Origin of the sequence: Amycolatopsis plumensis (assembly GCF_042652605.1) — a bacterium.
GTDB lineage: Bacteria > Actinomycetota > Actinomycetes > Mycobacteriales > Pseudonocardiaceae > Amycolatopsis > Amycolatopsis plumensis.
Map to the genome: position 1 here is coordinate 1,252,744 of NZ_JBHSJY010000001.1, position 15,936 is coordinate 1,268,679.

The following is a 15,936-nucleotide window of genomic DNA, read 5'->3' on the forward strand; positions in this document are numbered from 1 at the left end:
GGCACGGACGTTTCCCCTGCGCCGCGGGCGGTCATCCGAGACGGAGTAGAACGTGATCCACCGGCGGCCGCCGAGCGCGTAGAGTCGGCGTGCCGAGCTCGAGAGGTGATGTCCCATGGCGATGATGCCCGTGACCGATTCGATGTTCCTCCTCGTCGAAACGCGCGAGCATCCGATGCACGTGGGCGGTCTGCAGCTGTTCAAGAAACCCGAGGGCGCGGGCGACGAGTACCTGCGCGATGTCCGGAACAGCCTCCTCGAATCGGACAACATGCGCTCGGTGTTCCGGCGCCGCCCGGCCCGGCCGGTGAACACGATGGGCCACGTGGCCTGGGCGACCGACGACAACCTCGAACTCGACTACCACTTCCGGCATTCGGCGCTGCCGCGCCCGGGCCGCGTCCGCGAGCTGCTCGAGCTGACCGGCCGCTGGCACAGCACCCTGCTCGACCGGCACCGGCCGCTCTGGGAGACCCACCTCATCGAGGGCCTCGACGACGGCCGGTTCGCCGTCTACACCAAGGTCCACCACGCGCTGATGGACGGCGTTTCGGCGTTGCGCCAGCTGCAGGGCACGCTCTCGGACGACCCGGCGGACCTGGACTGCCCGCCGTGGTGGGGCACCCGGCGCGAGCCGGGCGGCGAGCGCGACAAGCGCCCGCGGTCGCTGTTCGGGACCGCGCGCAAGACCGCCAACCAGCTCGCGAGCCTGGCGCCGGCCGCGATGAAGGTGGCGCGGGAGGCGTTCGGCGAACACACCCTGACCCTGCCGGGGCAGGCGCCGAAGACGATGCTGAACGTGCCGATCGGCGGCGCGCGGCGGTTCGCGGCGCAGAAGTGGCCGCTGGACCGCGTCCGGCAGGTGGCCACCGCGGCCGGGGTGTCGCGCAACGACGTCGTGCTCGCGATGTGCTCGGGTGCGCTGCGGGACTACCTGATCGAACAGCGCGCCCTGCCGGACGCGCCGCTCATCGCCATGGTGCCGGTGTCGCTGCGCCGCCAGAACGACCCGGGCGAGGCGGCCGGCAACCACATCGGCGCGCTGCTGTGCAACCTGGCCACCGACCTGCCGGACGCGGGCAAGCGGCTGGTCACCATCCACCAGTCGATGCGCAACGGCAAGCGGCTGTTCTCGGAACTGACGCCGGTGCAGACGCTCCTGCTGTCCGCGGTGAACGTCGCGCAGCTCGGCGTCTCGCCGATCCCGGGCATCGTGAAGAACACGCGGCCGCCGTTCAACCTGGTGATCTCGAACGTGCCCGGCCCGCGCAAGCAGATGTACTGGAACGGCGCCCAGCTCGACGGCATCTACCCGGCGTCGGTGCTGCTCGACGGCCAGGCCGTGAACATCACGCTGACCAGCAACGGCGACCACCTCGACTTCGGCATCACGGGCTGCCGCCGCAGCGTTCCGCACCTGCAGCGAATCCTGACACACCTCGACACAGCCTTGGTGGAGCTCGAAGCTGCAGTAAGGTAGCCCGCTCATCGGCACGGTTGCTCCCCCATCGGAAGGAAACTTTCCGAAAGCACGGCGAAAATGCTGGTCAGGCGGCTCTGCCCGCTCCTAGGGTGGCGACGATCAGCCCCCGGAGAAGAGGAGCAGGCCATGACCGAGGAGTGGACCACCCCGGACTTCGTCGAGTACGAAACCCCGATGGAGGTCACCGCCTACGCGGCCCGCATGGCGGACTGAGCGATGCCGGTCGAGCCACTTCCGGAAAGCGCATTCATCGACGCCCTGCGCGGTCTTTCCGGCCGGTACTGGGGAACGCACCCGTTCCACCGCCGGCTGCACGCGGGCGAGCTCGACGAGCGCGCGCTGCGGGTCTGGGCGGCGAACCGCTGGTACTACCAGTGCGTGCTGCCGCAGAAGGACGCGGCGATCATCAGCAACTGCCCGCTGCCGGAGATCCGACGGCAGTGGCTCGACCGGATCGTCTACCACGACGGCGTGAGCGCCGGCACCGGCGGGATCGAACGCTGGCTGCGGCTGTGCACGGCCGTCGGGTTGTCCCGCGACGAGGTTCTCGATGAGCGGCACGTCGCTCCCGGGGTCCGGTTCGCCGTGGACGCGTACGTGACCTTCGCCCGGACGAAACCGTGGTGGGAGGCCGTCGCCTCGGGACTGACCGAGATGTTCGCCGGGCACCTGATGCAGCAGCGGGTGGCGGACATGCTCGCGCACTACGCGTGGATCTCTCCCGAGGACCTCGCCTACTTCACCAACCGCATCGACAAGGTTTCCGGCGAAGGCAAGGACACGCTCGACATCGTGGTCCGCCACTGCGTCACGCGCGAACAGCAGGACCGCGCGATCGCCGCGCTGTCGTTCAAGTGCGACGTCCTGTGGTCGATGCTCGACGCGATCGAGCGGGCGGCCGCGTGATCACCGCCGAGTCCGTTCCCCGGTTGCGCCGCGGCGTGCGGCTGTCCTTCGACCACGTCCGGGAGACGCACGTGCTGCTGTTCCCCGAGGGTGTCCTGGTCCCGAACGCCACGGCGGCCGCGGTGCTCGAGCTGTGCGACGGTGCCCGGTCCGTCACCGAGATCACGACGGCGCTTTCCCGGCGCTACACCGGTGTCGTCGCGCAGGACGTCCTCGCGGTGCTGTCCCGGCTGGGAGATCGGCGGGTCGTCGCATGGACGTGAGCCCGCCGCTGGGCCTGCTGGCCGAGCTGACCCACCGCTGTCCGCTGCACTGTCCTTATTGCTCCAACCCGGTCGAGCTGACCACCCGGGTCGCCGAGCTGTCCACTGAGGAATGGTTGTCGGTGCTGTCCCAGGCGCGGGAACTGGGTGTGCTGCAAGTGCACCTGTCCGGCGGTGAGCCGTTGCTCCGGCCGGACCTGCCTGCGCTGGTCTCCCACGCGCACGAGCTCGGCTGTTACGTCAACCTGGTCACCTCGGGGCTCGGCCTGACGGCCGCGCGGCTCGACGACCTGGTTTCGCGCGGGCTGGCGCACGTCCAGCTGTCGGCGCAGGGTGCGACGCGGGAGCGGGCCGACCTGCTGGCCGGGGCCAAGGCGCACGACCGGAAGCTGGCGGCGGCCGCGCTGGTGAAGGAAGCCGGGCTGCCGCTGTCGCTGAACGTCGTGCTGCACCGGCAGAACCACGACCAGCTGGCCGGGATCATCGAGCTGGCCGAGCGGATGGGCGCGGACCGGCTGGAACTGGCGAACACGCAGTACTACGGCTGGGCGTTGCGCAACCGGGACGCGCTGATGCCGACGGCGGCCCAGCTGGCCGCGGCCGAGCCGGTGGTCCGCGCGGCGGTTTCCCGGTTGCGGGGGACGATGGAGATCGTCTACGTCGTCGCCGACTACCACGAGCCGTACCCGAAGCCGTGCATGTACGGCTGGGGCGCGCGGCAGCTGACGGTGGCGCCGGACGGGACCGTGCTGCCGTGCCCGGCGGCGTCGGCGATTTCGACGCTTTCGCTGTCCTCGGTGCGGGACACGCCGTTGTCGGAGATCTGGTACGAGTCGCCGTCGTTCAACGCCTACCGCGGCGAGGAGTGGATGAGCGAGCCGTGCCGCACGTGCGACCGCCGCGGGCTCGACTTCGGCGGCTGCCGCTGCCAGGCGTTCCTGCTCACCGGCGACGCCGCGGCCACCGACCCGGTGTGCTCGCGGTCGCCGCAGCGCGCGGTGGTCGATCTGGTCCTGTCTCGCCCCGGCGCTTCCGACCTGGTCATGCGCCGGTGAAGGTGATCCTGCTCGGCACCGCGGCGGGCGGCGGGTGTCCACAGTGGAATTGTGCGTGCCGTCTGTGCACGGCGGGGCTGCCGCCGCGCACGCAGGACTGCGTCGCGATCAGCGCGGGCGACGGCTGGTACCTGCTCAACTGCTCCCCGGACATCCGGGCGCAGATCCTCGCGACGCCGGAGTTGCGGGCCGGGCCGGGGCCGCGCGAGATCCCGCTGCGCGGGGTGCTGCTCACCGACGCCGAGCTCGACCACACGCTGGGCCTGCTGATGCTGCGCGAGTCGGGCGGCCTCCCGGTGTGGGCGCCACCGGCGGTGCTGACCGCGTTGTCGCCGGTTTCTTCTGTCGTGGACAGTTACGGCGGCTGGACGTGGTCGTCCGTTGTGGACCTTCCGGGCCTGCGCGTCGAGGTGCTGCCGGTGAGCGACAAGCGGCCGAAGTACGCCTCGGCTTCCGATGGCCCCTGGGTGGTCGCGTACCGGATCACGGACCCGGCGACCGGCGGGGTGCTGGTGTATGCGCCGTGCCTGCGCAGCTGGCCCGCGGGGTTCGACGAGTTCGTCGCCGACGCTTCGCTGGTGCTGCTGGACGGGACGTTCTACGCGCCGGACGAGATGGCCGGGGTGGGCGGGCCGGACCAGCTCGCGATGGGGCACCTGCCGATCACGGCCGGCCTGCCCCGGGTGGCCGGGCGGCGGTGGGCGTTCACGCACGTCAACAACACGAACCCGGTCCTCGACCCTGCGTCCCCCGAGCACGCGGCGGTCCTGGCCGCGGGAGCAGCCCTCCCTCCGGACGGCGCGCGGTTCACCCTCTGACCCCCAAATGACTGTTTGACAGTCGTGGTTCACTGGTCCCGTGCCCCACGACCACCTCCGGGTGCTGGCCCACCCGCTCCGCTTGCGCATCTTGTCGCTCTTGACGGGCACAGCGCTGAGCGCGGCGGAGGCGGCCCGCGAGCTCGGCGAGACGCAGGCGAACGTGAGCTACCACGTCCGCAGGCTCCACGACGCGGGCCTGCTGGAGGTGGCGGAGGAAGTCCACATCCGCGGCGGCCGGGCCAAGCGCTACCGCCACCAGCCGGCCTCGGGCAGGCGCCTGACCAGCCGATCGCCGGGCGAGGAGAAGCTACTGACGAAGGCGATCGCGAACGAGCTGCTGAGACGGGCCTCGGCGCGGGCGACGGACCGCCGGGCATCGCTGACGGACGCGGAGCTGTGGGTGGACCCGAAGCTGTGGGCGCGGTTGCTGGAGAAGGCAACGGCACTGAGCGAGGAGCTGCACGCGGCGGCTCAGCCGCCGAGGACCCCGGGAACGGTGCGGGTCAGCGCGAGCGTGGCGCTGTTCGAGCTGGAGAGCCCGGATTCGGACGCGGTCTCATGAGGGCGCGCACCCCATGCCCAACCCGCGTTGCCGCGCCCTCGGAGCGGCTGTCGTGACCACTCCATTGCTCGCCCCGCTGCGGGAAGCCCGGTTCCGCGCGCTCGTCACCGGCCGGAGCCTGGCCGACTTCGGGAATGCCGTTGCCCCCTTCGCGCTCGCCTTCGCCGTCGTCGACCTCACCGGGTCCGCCGTCGATCTCGGGATCGTCGTCGGCGCCCGGTCGATCGCCAACGTTCTCCTGCTCCTCTTCGGCGGGATGCTGGCCGACCGGCTGCCCCGGTCGGTCATCCTGCAGGGCACCGAAACCGCCGCCGCGCTCACGCAGGGCGCCATCGCCGCGAGTGTCCTCTGTGGATTTTCCTCGATCCCGCTGCTGGCCGGGCTCGGGCTCGTCAACGGCGCCGCCTCGGCCATTTCGCTGCCCGCGGCCGCCTCGCTCACGCCGTTGACCGTGCCTTCCGCGCTGCTCACCCCGGCGAACGCCCTGGTCCGGCTGCTCTCCAACACCGGCCGGATCGCCGGGGCCGGGCTGGCCGGTGTGCTCGTCGCCTTCGCCGGCTCCGGGTGGGCGCTCGCCGGGAACTCGCTGCTCTTCCTCGGCGCCGCGCTGGCCTACGGCCGGATCAGGTTGCCGCGCGGCGAGCGCGTTCCCGGCCGCCGCCCGCTCGCCGAACTCGCCGAAGGCTGGCGGGAGTTCCGCGCCCGGTCCTGGGTGTGGCTGGTGGTGCTGCAGTTCATGATCGTCAATGCGGTGCTCTCCGGCGCGCTGCGCGTGATCGGCCCGCTCGTCGCCGACAGCACCTTCGGCCGCACCGCCTGGGGGCTCGCGCTGGCCGTGCAGACCGCCGGGTCGCTGCTCGGCGGCGTCGTCGCCGCCCACTGGCAACCGCGGCGGATGCTCTTCGCCGGTGTCGCGTGGGTCTTGGCGGGCGCGCTGCCGATGCTCGCCCTGGGCGAGACCCCGTACCTGGTACCGCTGCTGGCCGCGATGTTCCTCTCCGGCGTTGCGCTGGAACAGTTCGCTGTCGCGTGGGACGTGTCGCTGCAGGAGAACATCCCGCCGGACAAGCTCGCCCGCGTCTACTCCTACGACATGCTCGGCTCGTTCATCGCGATGCCGGTCGGCCAGATCGCCGCGGGTCCGGTGGCCGAGCACGCCGGCCTCTCCGCAACCCTCCTGGGCGGCGCGGCCCTGGTCGTCGCCGCGACCGTGCCCGTGCTGTGCAGTTCGCAGGTGCGCGGGCTCGTCCGCCGGGCGCCGGTCGGCCCGGGCTGACCTACCGGCCCACGCGGGGTCCGGACGTCAGGTCGCGATGGCCGTCGAGACGCCACCAGCTCTCCAGCGTCTCGCGCAGCGCCTTCAGCAGCTCCCCGCCGGTCTCCAGCGGGACCAGCGCGGCCTTGCCGTCGTCCACCCGCAACGCGGCGGCCAGCCGGTCGCCCTGCTCGACCAGGCCGACCACCAGCCGCGTCGGCTCGCCGGCGACGTCGACGGTCGGGATGGCTCGTTCGTACCGCCAGCCTTGAGCGTTCACCCGGCCGACAGTGGCACAGCTTTCCCCGCTCCGGTCCGGGTTTCACCCTCACGGGTGGTCACGCCCAGGGCCGCACTTCCTCGAGCAGCTTCGCCACCGCCAGCACGAGATCGTCCGAGTGCCGCGGCCCGACGACCTGCAGGCCGACCGGCAGCCCCGCCGACGTGCGCCCGGCCGGCACGCTGATCGCCGGCTGCTGGGTCATGTTGAACGGGTAGGTGAACGGCGTCCACTCCGGCCACTCGCTCAGCCCGCTGCCCGGCGGCACGTCGTGCCCGGCCTCGAACGCCGCGATCGGGAGGGTCGGCGTGATCAGCACGTCGTAGCGCGTGTGGAACTCGCCCATCCGGATGCCCAGCGCGGCGCGCTCGGCGGTCGCGTCGAGGTAGTCGCTCGCCGTCCACTTCGCGCCGAGTTCCCAGACCCGCCGCAGGCCGGGGTCGGTCCGGTCCGCCGAGCCGGGCGGGAACGAGTCCAGCAGCTTCGCCGCCCCCGAGGACCACAGGACGTCGAACGCCGGCTTCGGGTCGGCGAACCCGGGGTCGGTCTCCTCGACGTGCAGGCCGGCCTCCCCCAGCGCGCGGACAGCGTCCGCGACGATCGCGGCCACCTCCGGGTCGACGTCGACGTAGCCGAGCGTGGGCGAGAACGCGGCGATCAACCCGCGCACGTCCCGCCGGACGGCCTCGCGGAACGACCCCACCGGCGGCGCCAGCGCGGCCGGGTCGCGGTGGTCGGGCAGCGAAAGAACGTCCAGCAGCAGCGCGGTGTCGTCCACCGAGCGCGCCATCGGGCCGGCGTGCGAGAGCGGACCGAAGGGGCTCGCCGGGTAGAGCGGGATCCGGCCGTGGGTGGGCTTCAGTCCGACGATGCCGCAGAACGACGCCGGGATCCGCACCGAGCCGCCGCCGTCCGTGCCGACCGACAGCTCGCCCATCCCGGCCGCGACGGCCGCGGCGCTGCCGCCGCTCGACCCGCCCGCCGTCTTCGCCGGGTCGGCCGGGTTGCGCGTGATGCCGCACAGCGGGCTGTCGGTGACGCCCTTCCAGCCGATCTCGGGCGTGGTCGTCTTGCCCAGCAACACCAGGCCGGCCTCCCGCATCCGCGCGGCGACCGGGCTGTCGACGTCCCACGGCTGGTCCGGGTCGATGCTCTTCGAACCCCGGACGGTCGGCCAGCCCTGGGTCAGGAACATGTCCTTGATCGAGGACGGCACGCCGTCGAGCCACCCGATCGGGTTGCCGTCCCGCCAGCGGACCTCGGACGCCTTGGCCTGCTCCAGCGCGCGGTCGGCGTCGACGAGGCAGAAGGCGTTGCACTCGCCGTCCCGGGCTTCGATGGCCTGCAGCGCGTTCTGCGTCGCCTCGACCGGCGAAAGCTCACCGGTCGCGTAGGCGGCGACGAGCTCGCTGGCGGTCAGCATCCTGTCGTTCATCCGGCTCCCTGGTTCCCCGACGGCACGTAGCCGAGTGTCTTGTCGACGACATTGCGCAGCGGCTCCCCGGTGCGCCAGCGGCGGAAGTTCTCGGCGAACACCTCGACCAGCGTGTTCCGCCAGCCGACGAAGTCCCCGGACATGTGCGGCGAGATCAGCACGTCCGGCAGGGTCCACAGCGGGTGTTCGGCCGGCAGCGGCTCGGTGTCGAAGACGTCGAGCGCGGCGCCCGCGATGGACTTCGTGGTCAGCGCTTCGACCAGATCCGACGTCACGACGAGCTCGCCCCGCCCCACGTTGACGAACCGCGCCGACGGCTTCATCGCGGCGAACGCGCGCGCGTCGAACATGCCCTTCGTGTGCTCGGTCAGCGGCGCGACCGCGACGACGTAGTCGGCGTGCGGCAGGACCTCGGTCAGCCGCGCGGATTCGTGCACGACGCCGAAGTCCGGGTCGCCGATGCGCTCGCGGCGGCCGGCGCCGCTCACCCGCATCCCGGCCGCGCGCAGCAGCCGCGCGATGGCCCGCCCGATCGGCCCGGTGCCGACGACCAGCACCTGGCGCCCGGCGATCCGTTCGGTTTCGCGGTGCAGCCACCGGGCTTCGCGCTGCAGGTCGTGCGAGCGCGCGAAGTCCTTGGCGAAGGCGAGCACGACGCCCAGCACGTACTCCGCGATGGCGTCGTCGAAGACACCCCGCGAGTTCGTCAGGACCACGTCGCTCTCGCGCAGCCCCGGGAACAGCACGGGGTCGACGCCCGCGCTGGCGATGTGGAGCCAGCGCAGCCGGTCGGCCGCGTGCCACGCGCCCGGCACCGCCGTGGAAAGGAAGTCGTAGACGAAGAGTGCGTCCGCTCCGGACAACGCTTCGGCCAGGCCCGCCGCGTCCGTGTAACGCACGACCGCCCCGGATTCGACAGCACGCATGTCCGGTGGGCGGGACTCGCCGCAGAGCACGGCCAGGACGGGGAGTTCCCGGTGTTCCGAGGCGATCACGTTGACACGGTAAAAGTGACTCGTATGATTGTCAACAATCCGAGGAACGACCCCCGGAGCACCGGACGTGTCAAGTACGGACGTATTCCGGAGGCTGAGCCTTGGATTTCGACTTCCTGGCGTTCGACGGCCCGCTGGCGCAACGCGGCATCGGTGTCATCGCCCCCTTCGACCTCGCGCTGGAGCGCGAGCTCTGGCGCTGGGTGCCGATGGAGGTGTCCCTCCACCTCGCCCGCACGCCGTACGAGCCCGTGCCGGTCAGCATGGAGATGGCCCGCCTGGTCAGCGACAGCCACCACCTGGCCAGCGCGACCCGCGACGTGCTGCACGTCGAGCCGGAGGTCGTCGCCTACCTCTGCACGTCGGGCAGCTTCGTCAACGGCGTCGACTACGAGCGCTCGCTGACCAAGGCGATCTGCGACGCCGGCGCACCGGACGCCGTCACCACCTCGGGCGCGCTGGCCGAAGTGCTGCACCAGCTCGGCCTCCACCGCGTCTCGGTGCTCACGCCGTACGACGCCGACCTGACCCGCGCCCTGCACGACTTCCTCGCCGAGCTGGACGTCACCACCGTCGCCAGCGACCACCTCGGCCTGGGCGGCGGCATCTGGAAGGTCAGCTACCGGACCATCGCCGAGCGCATCCTCGCCGCCGACCACGGCGACGCCGAAGCGATCTTCGTCAGCTGCACCAACCTCCCCACCTACGACCTGATCGAACCCCTGGAAACCGCGCTCGGCAAGCCGGTGCTCACCGCCAACCAGCTGACCATGTGGGCGTGCCTGCGCCGGATGGACCTGCCCATCGTCGGACCCGGACGGTGGCTCCGTGACGTGTCGTGAAGGTTTTCCTTGACCTCCCCTCTAGGATTGTCGACAATTTGCGTCCCCTCCGGAGGTTCCGTGACCACCATCGGTTTCATCTACCCCGACCACGCGGCCGAAGACGACTACCCGCTGGCCGAGCAGCTCCTCGGCGGCATGGCCGTCGACGAGGGCGACATCCGGCTGGCGGTCGAGCACATCTACGGCACCGACAAGCACGCGGTGGCCGAGCTGCTCGACCTCGGCAGCGAGGCCCGCCTCGCCGACGGCGCCGCCCTCCTCGCCAAGCACGAGCCCGCCGCGGTGATCTGGGCCTGCACCAGCGGCAGCTTCGTCTACGGCTGGGAGGGCGCCCGCGACCAGACCGACCGCCTCGCCGCCGTCGCCGGTGTCCCGGCCTCCAGCACCTCCTTCGCGTTCGTGCACGCCGCGCGGGCGCTGGACGTCAAGCGGGTCGCCGTCGCCGCCAGCTACCCGGACGACATCGCCCGGCTGTTCGTGGACTTCCTCCGGGCCGGCGGCATCGAGGTCGTCTCGATGGCCAGCGCGGACATCGTCACGGCCGCCGAGGTGGGCGCGATGAGCCCGGAGGCCGTCGTCGAGCTCGCCGTGAGCCACGACCACCCGGACGCCCAGGCGGTGCTCGTCCCGGACACCGCCATGCGCACCCTCGGCGAGATCAACGCCGTGGAGGCCGCGCTCGGCAAGCCCGTGCTGACCGCCAACCAGGTCACGGTCTGGGAGGGCCTGCGCCTGACCGGGCAGCACCGGCTCGTCCGCTCGCTCGGCGCGCTCTTCCGGCACCTGCCGGACGGGAGCGCCTGAGATGGCCCTGCCGCCGGGCATGCTGCCCGAGATCGAACCGGTGAGCCGCGAGTCGACGGCCGCCGTCATCGCGCGCCAGCTGCGCGACGCGATCATGACGGGCGCCCTCCCGCCCGGGACCCAGCTCGGCGAGACCGAGCTGGCCGCGCGGTTCCAGGTGTCACGGGGGCCGCTCCGGGAAGCCATGCAGCACCTGGTGTCCGAAGGGCTGCTGCGGAGCGAAAGACACCGCGGGCTGTTCGTGATCGACCTCGAGCCGGGCGACGTCTACGACATCTACGCGGCCCGATCCGCCATCGAGCGGGCGGCCATGCTGCGCGCCCTGCGCGGCGGCGACCGCGACCGGATCGCGGACGTCCTCGAGCAGACCGTCACCGAGATGGCGACCGCGGCGAGCGAAGACGACCCCACCGCGCTCTCCACGGCGGACCTCAAGTTCCACGAGGCCCTCATCAACGCCTCCGGCAGCAAGCGGCTGGTGCGGATGGCCCGGACGCTGCTGATCGAGACGCGGATGTGCCTGACGGCGTTGCAGAGCACGTACCAGCGGGTCGAAGAGCGCGTGGAGGAGCACACGAAGCTCATCCAGGCCCTGCGCGACGGCGACGAGGAGACGGCGCTGACGCTGCTCGAAGCCCATATGGAGGACGCGGTGCAGCGGCTGGCGCCGGGTACGAGTCTCACGGACGGGGAAGCTCCGCCGGTGCCGGGAAACGCGTGATCGCAGAGCCGACACGCGTGATTGAAGAGTCGACACGCGTGATTGAAGAGCCGACTCGCGTACCTGGGTGGACGACACGCGTGATCCGGGGCGGGACTCGCGTGTCGGGAGGATGGGGTCAGTGGGCATGGCGGGGTCCTAGGACGGGCTGGCCGGCTCGGCCGTCGCGGTAGTCGGGGGACCAGGGGAAGCGGCCGCGGGTGTCCGCGTGGACCAGTTGCAGCGCCCGGATTTCCGGACCGTACAGCGCCACCGCGAACACCAGGTGGACCGACGGCTCGGTGAGCTCGACGACCTCGAGCAGCGGGCCGTCGCGCAACCGGGTGTGGTCGCCCGCCGCGAGGGACGGGCCGTGGCGGACCCGGGAAGCCATGCAGTTCAACAGGTTCCCGGCCGCGAGCATCGGCAGGCCCGTCACGACCAGCTCCGGCAAGCCGCACCCGCTCAGGCCGATCGTGTAGGCCCACGGCGGGTACGGCCCCGCTCCCTCGACGCCCTGCACCAGCCAGCCCCGCTCGGCCACGCCGTCGCGAAGCCGGTCCAGGTAACCGGATCTGTCCTGGTTCTCGCACTCGAAGCACATCGGTGTCTCCTCCCCCTCGGTGGGCTCGTGGTCCACCGTGCCGGAGGGCACCGACAAAAATCAGCCCAGCGCTTCGGCCACCGCCGTGCCGAGCCGTTCTGTGGTATCCGTGCCGCCGAGGTCCGGCGTGCGCACGCGGCCCTCGTCGAGCACCCGGTCCACCGCGGCGCGGATCGCTTGTGCGGCAACGGTTTCGCCCAGATGTTCGACCAGCATCGCGGCCGCCAGGATCTGCGCCACGGGGTTGGCGATCCCCTGCCCCGCGATGTCCGGAGCGCTCCCGTGGACCGCCTCGAACATCGACGGGAATTCACCCGATGGGTTGATGTTGCCGGACGGCGCCATTCCGAGGCCGCCGGTAATCGCGGCCGCGAGGTCGCTCAGGATGTCGCCGAAGAGGTTCGACGCCACCACGATGTCGAGCCGGTCCGGCGCCTGGACCATCCGCGCGGCCAGCGCGTCCACGTGCATCTGTTCACTGTGGACATCCGGGAACTCCGCCGCCACCTCGGCGAAGATCTCGTCCCAGAACGGCATCGAGTGGATCAGCCCGTTGGACTTCGTCGCCGAGCAGACGCGGGAAGACCGCGTCCGGGCCAGTTCGAACGCGTACCGGATGATCCGCGTGACGCCGACGCGCGTGAAAACCGACTCCTGCAGCACGAATTCGTCGGGACGTCCGGCGTTGTGCCGCCCGCCGATCGCCGAGTACTCCCCTTCGGAGTTCTCCCGGACGATGACCAGCTCCAGCTCCTCGGCCTTCCGCCCGGCCAGCACGGACGTCGTCCCCGGCAGCAGCCGCACCGGCCGCAGGTTGACGTACTGCTGGAACGCCCGCCGCAGCGGGATCAGCAGGCCCCACAGCGAAACGTGGTCCGGGACGCCGGGGAAGCCGACCGCGCCGAGCAGGATCCCGTCGAACGCCGACAGCTGCGCAACCCCGTCGTCCGGCATCATCGACCCGAGCCGCGCGTACCGCTCGCAGCTCCAGTCGAACTCCGTCCACTCCAGCGAAAACCCGAACAGCTCGGCAGAACGGTCGAGGACCTTGCGGGCCTCGACCGTGACGTCCACCCCGATCCCATCGCCGGGGATGCTCGCCAGGCGGTAGGCCGTCACAGAGCCACCGCGATGTACTTGGTCTCCAGGAACTCGTCGATGCCGACCGAGCCGCCCTCACGGCCGAGCCCGGACTGCTTGATCCCGCCGAACGGCGCCGCCGGGTTCGACACGATGCCCTGGTTGAGCCCGATCATCCCGGCTTCCAGGGCTTCCGAAACCCGCAGCGCACGCTTGAGATCGCTGGTGAAGACGTAGGAAACGAGCCCGAACTCGGTGTCGTTCGCCTTCGCCACCGCCTCTTCCTCGGTGTCGAACGGCGTGATCGGGGCAACCGGCCCGAAGATCTCCTCGTGCGTCAGCCGCGCTTCCTGCGGGACGTCGGTGAGCACCGTGGCCTGGTAGAAGTGGCCCGGCCCGTCGACGCCCGAACCGCCGGTGAGGACGCGAGCACCGCGGTCGGTGGCGTCCTTGACCAGCTCCGTCACCTTCTCGACGGCCTTGTCGTCGATCAGCGGGCCGACCACGACGTCCTTTTCGGTGCCGCGGCCCATCGGCAGCGCCCGCATGCGCTCGGTCAGCCGCCGCGCGAACTCGTCGACGACGCCGCGCTGCACGTAGAACCGGTTCGCCGCGGTGCACGCCTCGCCGATGTTGCGCATCTTCGCCTGCATCGCGCCGTCGATGGCGGCGTCCATGTCCGCGTCGTCGAAGACCAGGAAGGGCGCGTTGCCGCCCAGCTCCATCGACGTGCGCAGGACCTTGTCGGCGCACTGCTCCAGCAGCTTGCGGCCGACCCCGGTGGAACCGGTGAAGGAAAGCTTGCGAGCGCGTCCGTCGCGAATCAGCGGCTCCATCACGCCGCCGGAGTCGCTGGTCGTGACGACGTTGAGCACGCCTTCGGGCAGGCCCGCCTCAGCGAGGATGCCGGCCAGCGCGAGCATCGACAGCGGCGTCTGCGCGGCGGGCTTGATCACCGACGTGCAGCCCGCGGCGATCGCCGGGCCGATCTTGCGCGTGCCCATCGCCATCGGGAAGTTCCACGGCGTGATCAGCAGCGTCGGCCCGACCGGCTGCTTGGTGATGAGGAACCGGCCCGCGCCGTTCGGGGCGGTCGCGTAGCCGCCGTCGATGCGGACGGCCTCCTCGGCGAACCAGCGGAAGAACTCGGCGGCGTAGGCGATCTCGCCCTTCGACTCGGCGAGCGGCTTGCCCATCTCCAGGGTCATCAGCAGCGCCAGCTCGTCCTGGCGCTGCATCAGCAGTTCGTAGGCGCGACGCAGGATCTCGCCGCGCTCGCGGGGCGCCATGTTCGCGAAGTCCGCCTGCGCCGCCACGGCCGCGTCCAGCGCCGCGACGCCGTCCGACGGCGAGGCGTCGGCGACGTGGCAGAGCTCCTGACCGGTGGCCGGGTCGACCACCGGGAACGTCTTCCCGCCCTGGGCGGCCACCCACTTGCCGCCGATGAACAGTTCGTTGCCGACCGCCTCGACGACGCCGGACTCGGTGCTCGCGCTCATCCCGACTTGCTCCTCACGTGTTGTCCCGAGGGCCATGCTATGGATATTGTCAACAATCGACAACCCGCTCGAACCGACCGAGGAGCACGCTGTGGCTCAGCTCTCTCCGCTGCTCAAGCAGGCAACGCCCGTCGTGGTCGACCACGGTGACGGGGTTTACCTCTACGACGTCGAGGGCAAACGCCACCTCGACTTCACCGCCGGCATCGGCGTCACGAGCACCGGGCACTGCCACCCCCACGTGGTGCGGGCCGCGCAGGAGCAGATCGGCAAGCTCGTCCACGGCCAGTACACGACGGTCATGCACAAGCCGCTCCTCGAGCTGACCGAGCGCCTCGGCGGCGTCCTGCCGAGCGGGCTCGACTCGCTCTTCTACGCGAACTCGGGCAGTGAAGCGGTCGAAGCGGCGTTGCGGCTTTCGCGGCAGGCGACCCAACGCCCGAACGTGATCGTCTTCCAGGGCGGTTTCCACGGCCGGACGGTCGCCGCCGCGTCGATGACGACGTCCGGGACGCGGTTCAGCGCCGGCATCGGCCCGCTGATGGCCGGCGTGCACGTGGCCCCGTTCCCCTACGCCTACCACTACGGCTGGGACGAGCGGACGGCGACGAAGTTCGCGCTGCGCGAGCTCGACTACCTCTTCCAGACGGTCAGCGCGCCGAACGAGACCGCCGCGATCTTCGTCGAGCCCGTGCTGGGCGAAGGCGGGTACGTCCCGGCGAACAGCGAGTTCATGGCCGGGCTGCGCGAGCGTGCGGACCGGCACGGCATCCTGCTGGTCGTCGACGAGATCCAGACCGGCTTCGGCCGCACCGGCAAGTTCTGGGGCCACGACCACTTCGACGTCTCCCCCGACATCGTGCTCATCGCGAAGGGACTGGCGAGCGGCTTCCCGCTGTCCGGCATCGCCGCTTCGCAAGAGCTGATGGCGAAGGCGTTCCCGGGATCGCAGGGCGGAACGTATGGCGGCAACGCCGTTTCGTGCGCCGCGGCAATCGCCACGCTCGAGGTCATCCAGCAGGAGAACCTGGTCGAGAACGCCGCCGAGCGCGGCCGCCAGCTCCTTGAAGGCGCCCGGGTGATCGCGGACAAGACGCCGTCGATCGGCGAGGTGCGCGGGCTCGGGCTGCTGGTCGGCTCGGAGTTCACCACCGCCGACGGCGAGCCGGACACGGCCACCGCGCAGGCGGCGCAGCAGGCCGCGTCGAAGAACGGGCTGCTGCTGCTCACCTGCGGGCCGTACATGAACGTCGTCCGGATGGTGCCGCCGCTGGTCGTCACCGCCGAGCAGGTCGACGACGCGCTGCGGATCTGGGGCGAGGTCGTCGCTTCGGTCACGGGGAGCTGAA

At 71.3% G+C, this 15,936-nt stretch carries 18 protein-coding genes; 12 read left to right on the forward strand and 6 right to left on the reverse strand.

All coding sequences use genetic code 11. The features are described 5' to 3' along the window. The first annotated feature begins 115 nt into the window (after window positions 1-115). The 8 genes from ACFPLC_RS05610 to ACFPLC_RS05645 are packed head-to-tail and all read left to right on the forward strand — an operon-like array spanning window position 116 to window position 6,366. A complete protein-coding gene (locus ACFPLC_RS05610) occupies window positions 116-1,480 on the forward strand; it encodes a WS/DGAT/MGAT family O-acyltransferase (protein ID WP_378188852.1) in 1,365 nt (454 codons plus the stop codon). Between the two features lie 60 nt (window positions 1,481-1,540). After that, window positions 1,541-1,696, forward strand: a complete 156-nt coding sequence (gene pqqA, locus ACFPLC_RS05615; RefSeq protein ID WP_378188853.1) for a pyrroloquinoline quinone precursor peptide PqqA — start codon at window positions 1,541-1,543, stop codon at window positions 1,694-1,696. 3 nt (window positions 1,697-1,699) lie between these two features. After that, window positions 1,700-2,389: a pyrroloquinoline-quinone synthase PqqC gene (gene pqqC, locus ACFPLC_RS05620; RefSeq protein WP_191312934.1), complete on the forward strand. Its 690-nt coding sequence runs from the start codon at window positions 1,700-1,702 to the stop codon at window positions 2,387-2,389. Further along, window positions 2,386-2,652 (forward strand): pyrroloquinoline quinone biosynthesis peptide chaperone PqqD, encoded by a 267-nt coding sequence (gene pqqD, locus ACFPLC_RS05625; protein WP_378188855.1) that lies wholly within the window; start codon window positions 2,386-2,388, stop codon window positions 2,650-2,652. Before pqqC ends, pqqD begins: the two co-directional genes overlap by 4 nt. Continuing rightward, window positions 2,643-3,707: a pyrroloquinoline quinone biosynthesis protein PqqE gene (pqqE, locus tag ACFPLC_RS05630; protein ID WP_378188856.1), complete on the forward strand. Its 1,065-nt coding sequence runs from the start codon at window positions 2,643-2,645 to the stop codon at window positions 3,705-3,707. Before pqqD ends, pqqE begins: the two co-directional genes overlap by 10 nt. After that, a complete protein-coding gene (gene pqqB / locus ACFPLC_RS05635; protein ID WP_378188857.1) occupies window positions 3,704-4,525 on the forward strand; it encodes a pyrroloquinoline quinone biosynthesis protein PqqB in 822 nt (273 codons plus the stop codon). The genes pqqE and pqqB overlap by 4 nt, the downstream gene beginning before the upstream one ends. 40 nt (window positions 4,526-4,565) lie before the next feature. Then, window positions 4,566-5,090 (forward strand): ArsR/SmtB family transcription factor, encoded by a 525-nt coding sequence (locus tag ACFPLC_RS05640; protein WP_378188858.1) that lies wholly within the window; start codon window positions 4,566-4,568, stop codon window positions 5,088-5,090. Between the two features lie 52 nt (window positions 5,091-5,142). Next, window positions 5,143-6,366 (forward strand): MFS transporter, encoded by a 1,224-nt coding sequence (locus tag ACFPLC_RS05645; protein WP_378188859.1) that lies wholly within the window; start codon window positions 5,143-5,145, stop codon window positions 6,364-6,366. 1 nt (window position 6,367) lies between these two features. Here ACFPLC_RS05645 and ACFPLC_RS05650 read toward each other — a convergent pair whose 3' ends face one another. From ACFPLC_RS05650 to ACFPLC_RS05660, 3 genes are read right to left on the reverse strand one after another with little or no spacing between them, the layout of a single operon-like run. Then, window positions 6,368-6,625, reverse strand: coding sequence for a hypothetical protein (locus ACFPLC_RS05650; RefSeq protein WP_191312922.1), 258 nt, complete (start codon window positions 6,623-6,625; stop codon window positions 6,368-6,370). A 58-nt stretch (window positions 6,626-6,683) separates the two neighbouring features. Continuing rightward, a complete protein-coding gene (locus tag ACFPLC_RS05655; RefSeq protein WP_378188860.1) occupies window positions 6,684-8,060 on the reverse strand; it encodes an amidase in 1,377 nt (458 codons plus the stop codon). Continuing rightward, window positions 8,057-9,055, reverse strand: a complete 999-nt coding sequence (locus tag ACFPLC_RS05660) for a D-2-hydroxyacid dehydrogenase (protein WP_378188861.1) — start codon at window positions 9,053-9,055, stop codon at window positions 8,057-8,059. The genes ACFPLC_RS05655 and ACFPLC_RS05660 overlap by 4 nt, the downstream gene beginning before the upstream one ends. A 101-nt stretch (window positions 9,056-9,156) precedes the next feature. On the opposite strand from ACFPLC_RS05660, the gene ACFPLC_RS05665 reads away from it, so the two are divergent. Genes ACFPLC_RS05665 through ACFPLC_RS05675 form a run of 3 tightly spaced genes read left to right on the forward strand, consistent with a single transcriptional unit; the run spans window position 9,157 to window position 11,425 of the window. Next, entirely contained in the window at window positions 9,157-9,897 is a 741-nt protein-coding gene (locus tag ACFPLC_RS05665) for a maleate cis-trans isomerase family protein (RefSeq protein ID WP_378188862.1), read from the forward strand. Window positions 9,898-9,957: 60 nt separating this feature from the next. Continuing rightward, on the forward strand, window positions 9,958-10,704 hold the full coding sequence (locus ACFPLC_RS05670; RefSeq protein WP_378188863.1) for a maleate cis-trans isomerase family protein: 747 nt from the start codon (window positions 9,958-9,960) through the stop codon (window positions 10,702-10,704). Between the two features lies 1 nt (window position 10,705). Beyond that, a complete protein-coding gene (locus ACFPLC_RS05675) occupies window positions 10,706-11,425 on the forward strand; it encodes a GntR family transcriptional regulator (protein WP_378188865.1) in 720 nt (239 codons plus the stop codon). A gap of 118 nt (window positions 11,426-11,543) precedes the next feature. Here ACFPLC_RS05675 and ACFPLC_RS05680 read toward each other — a convergent pair whose 3' ends face one another. Genes ACFPLC_RS05680 through ACFPLC_RS05690 form a run of 3 tightly spaced genes read right to left on the reverse strand, consistent with a single transcriptional unit; the run spans window position 11,544 to window position 14,587 of the window. After that, window positions 11,544-12,008 carry a DUF4262 domain-containing protein gene (locus tag ACFPLC_RS05680; protein ID WP_378188866.1) on the reverse strand — a complete coding sequence of 155 codons (465 nt, stop codon included), beginning with the start codon at window positions 12,006-12,008 and terminating at the stop codon, window positions 11,544-11,546. Between the two features lie 60 nt (window positions 12,009-12,068). Continuing rightward, complete coding sequence (locus tag ACFPLC_RS05685; RefSeq protein WP_378188867.1) at window positions 12,069-13,127, reverse strand: tartrate dehydrogenase; 1,059 nt, start codon at window positions 13,125-13,127, stop codon at window positions 12,069-12,071. After that, window positions 13,124-14,587, reverse strand: a complete 1,464-nt coding sequence (locus ACFPLC_RS05690) for an NAD-dependent succinate-semialdehyde dehydrogenase (RefSeq protein WP_378188869.1) — start codon at window positions 14,585-14,587, stop codon at window positions 13,124-13,126. Before ACFPLC_RS05690 ends, ACFPLC_RS05685 begins: the two co-directional genes overlap by 4 nt. Before the next feature lie 91 nt (window positions 14,588-14,678). Between ACFPLC_RS05690 and ACFPLC_RS05695 the strand changes: the two genes are divergently transcribed. After that, entirely contained in the window at window positions 14,679-15,935 is a 1,257-nt protein-coding gene (locus ACFPLC_RS05695) for an aspartate aminotransferase family protein (protein ID WP_378188870.1), read from the forward strand. Window position 15,936: the final 1 nt, after the last annotated feature.

Excerpts from the sequence above, each read along its gene's own strand:
- ACFPLC_RS05610 (WP_378188852.1), top strand. The coding sequence starts at position 116 with ATGGCGATGATGCCCGTGACCGATTCGATGTTCCTCCTCGTCGAAACG.
- pqqA (WP_378188853.1), top strand. The coding sequence starts at position 1,541 with ATGCTGGTCAGGCGGCTCTGCCCGCTCCTAGGGTGGCGACGATCAGCC.
- pqqC (WP_191312934.1), top strand. The coding sequence starts at position 1,700 with ATGCCGGTCGAGCCACTTCCGGAAAGCGCATTCATCGACGCCCTGCGC.
- pqqE (WP_378188856.1), top strand. The coding sequence starts at position 2,643 with ATGGACGTGAGCCCGCCGCTGGGCCTGCTGGCCGAGCTGACCCACCGC.
- ACFPLC_RS05655 (WP_378188860.1), bottom strand. The coding sequence starts at position 8,060 with ATGAACGACAGGATGCTGACCGCCAGCGAGCTCGTCGCCGCCTACGCG.
- ACFPLC_RS05675 (WP_378188865.1), top strand. The coding sequence starts at position 10,706 with ATGGCCCTGCCGCCGGGCATGCTGCCCGAGATCGAACCGGTGAGCCGC.
- ACFPLC_RS05680 (WP_378188866.1), bottom strand. The coding sequence starts at position 12,008 with ATGTGCTTCGAGTGCGAGAACCAGGACAGATCCGGTTACCTGGACCGG.
- ACFPLC_RS05690 (WP_378188869.1), bottom strand. The coding sequence starts at position 14,587 with ATGAGCGCGAGCACCGAGTCCGGCGTCGTCGAGGCGGTCGGCAACGAA.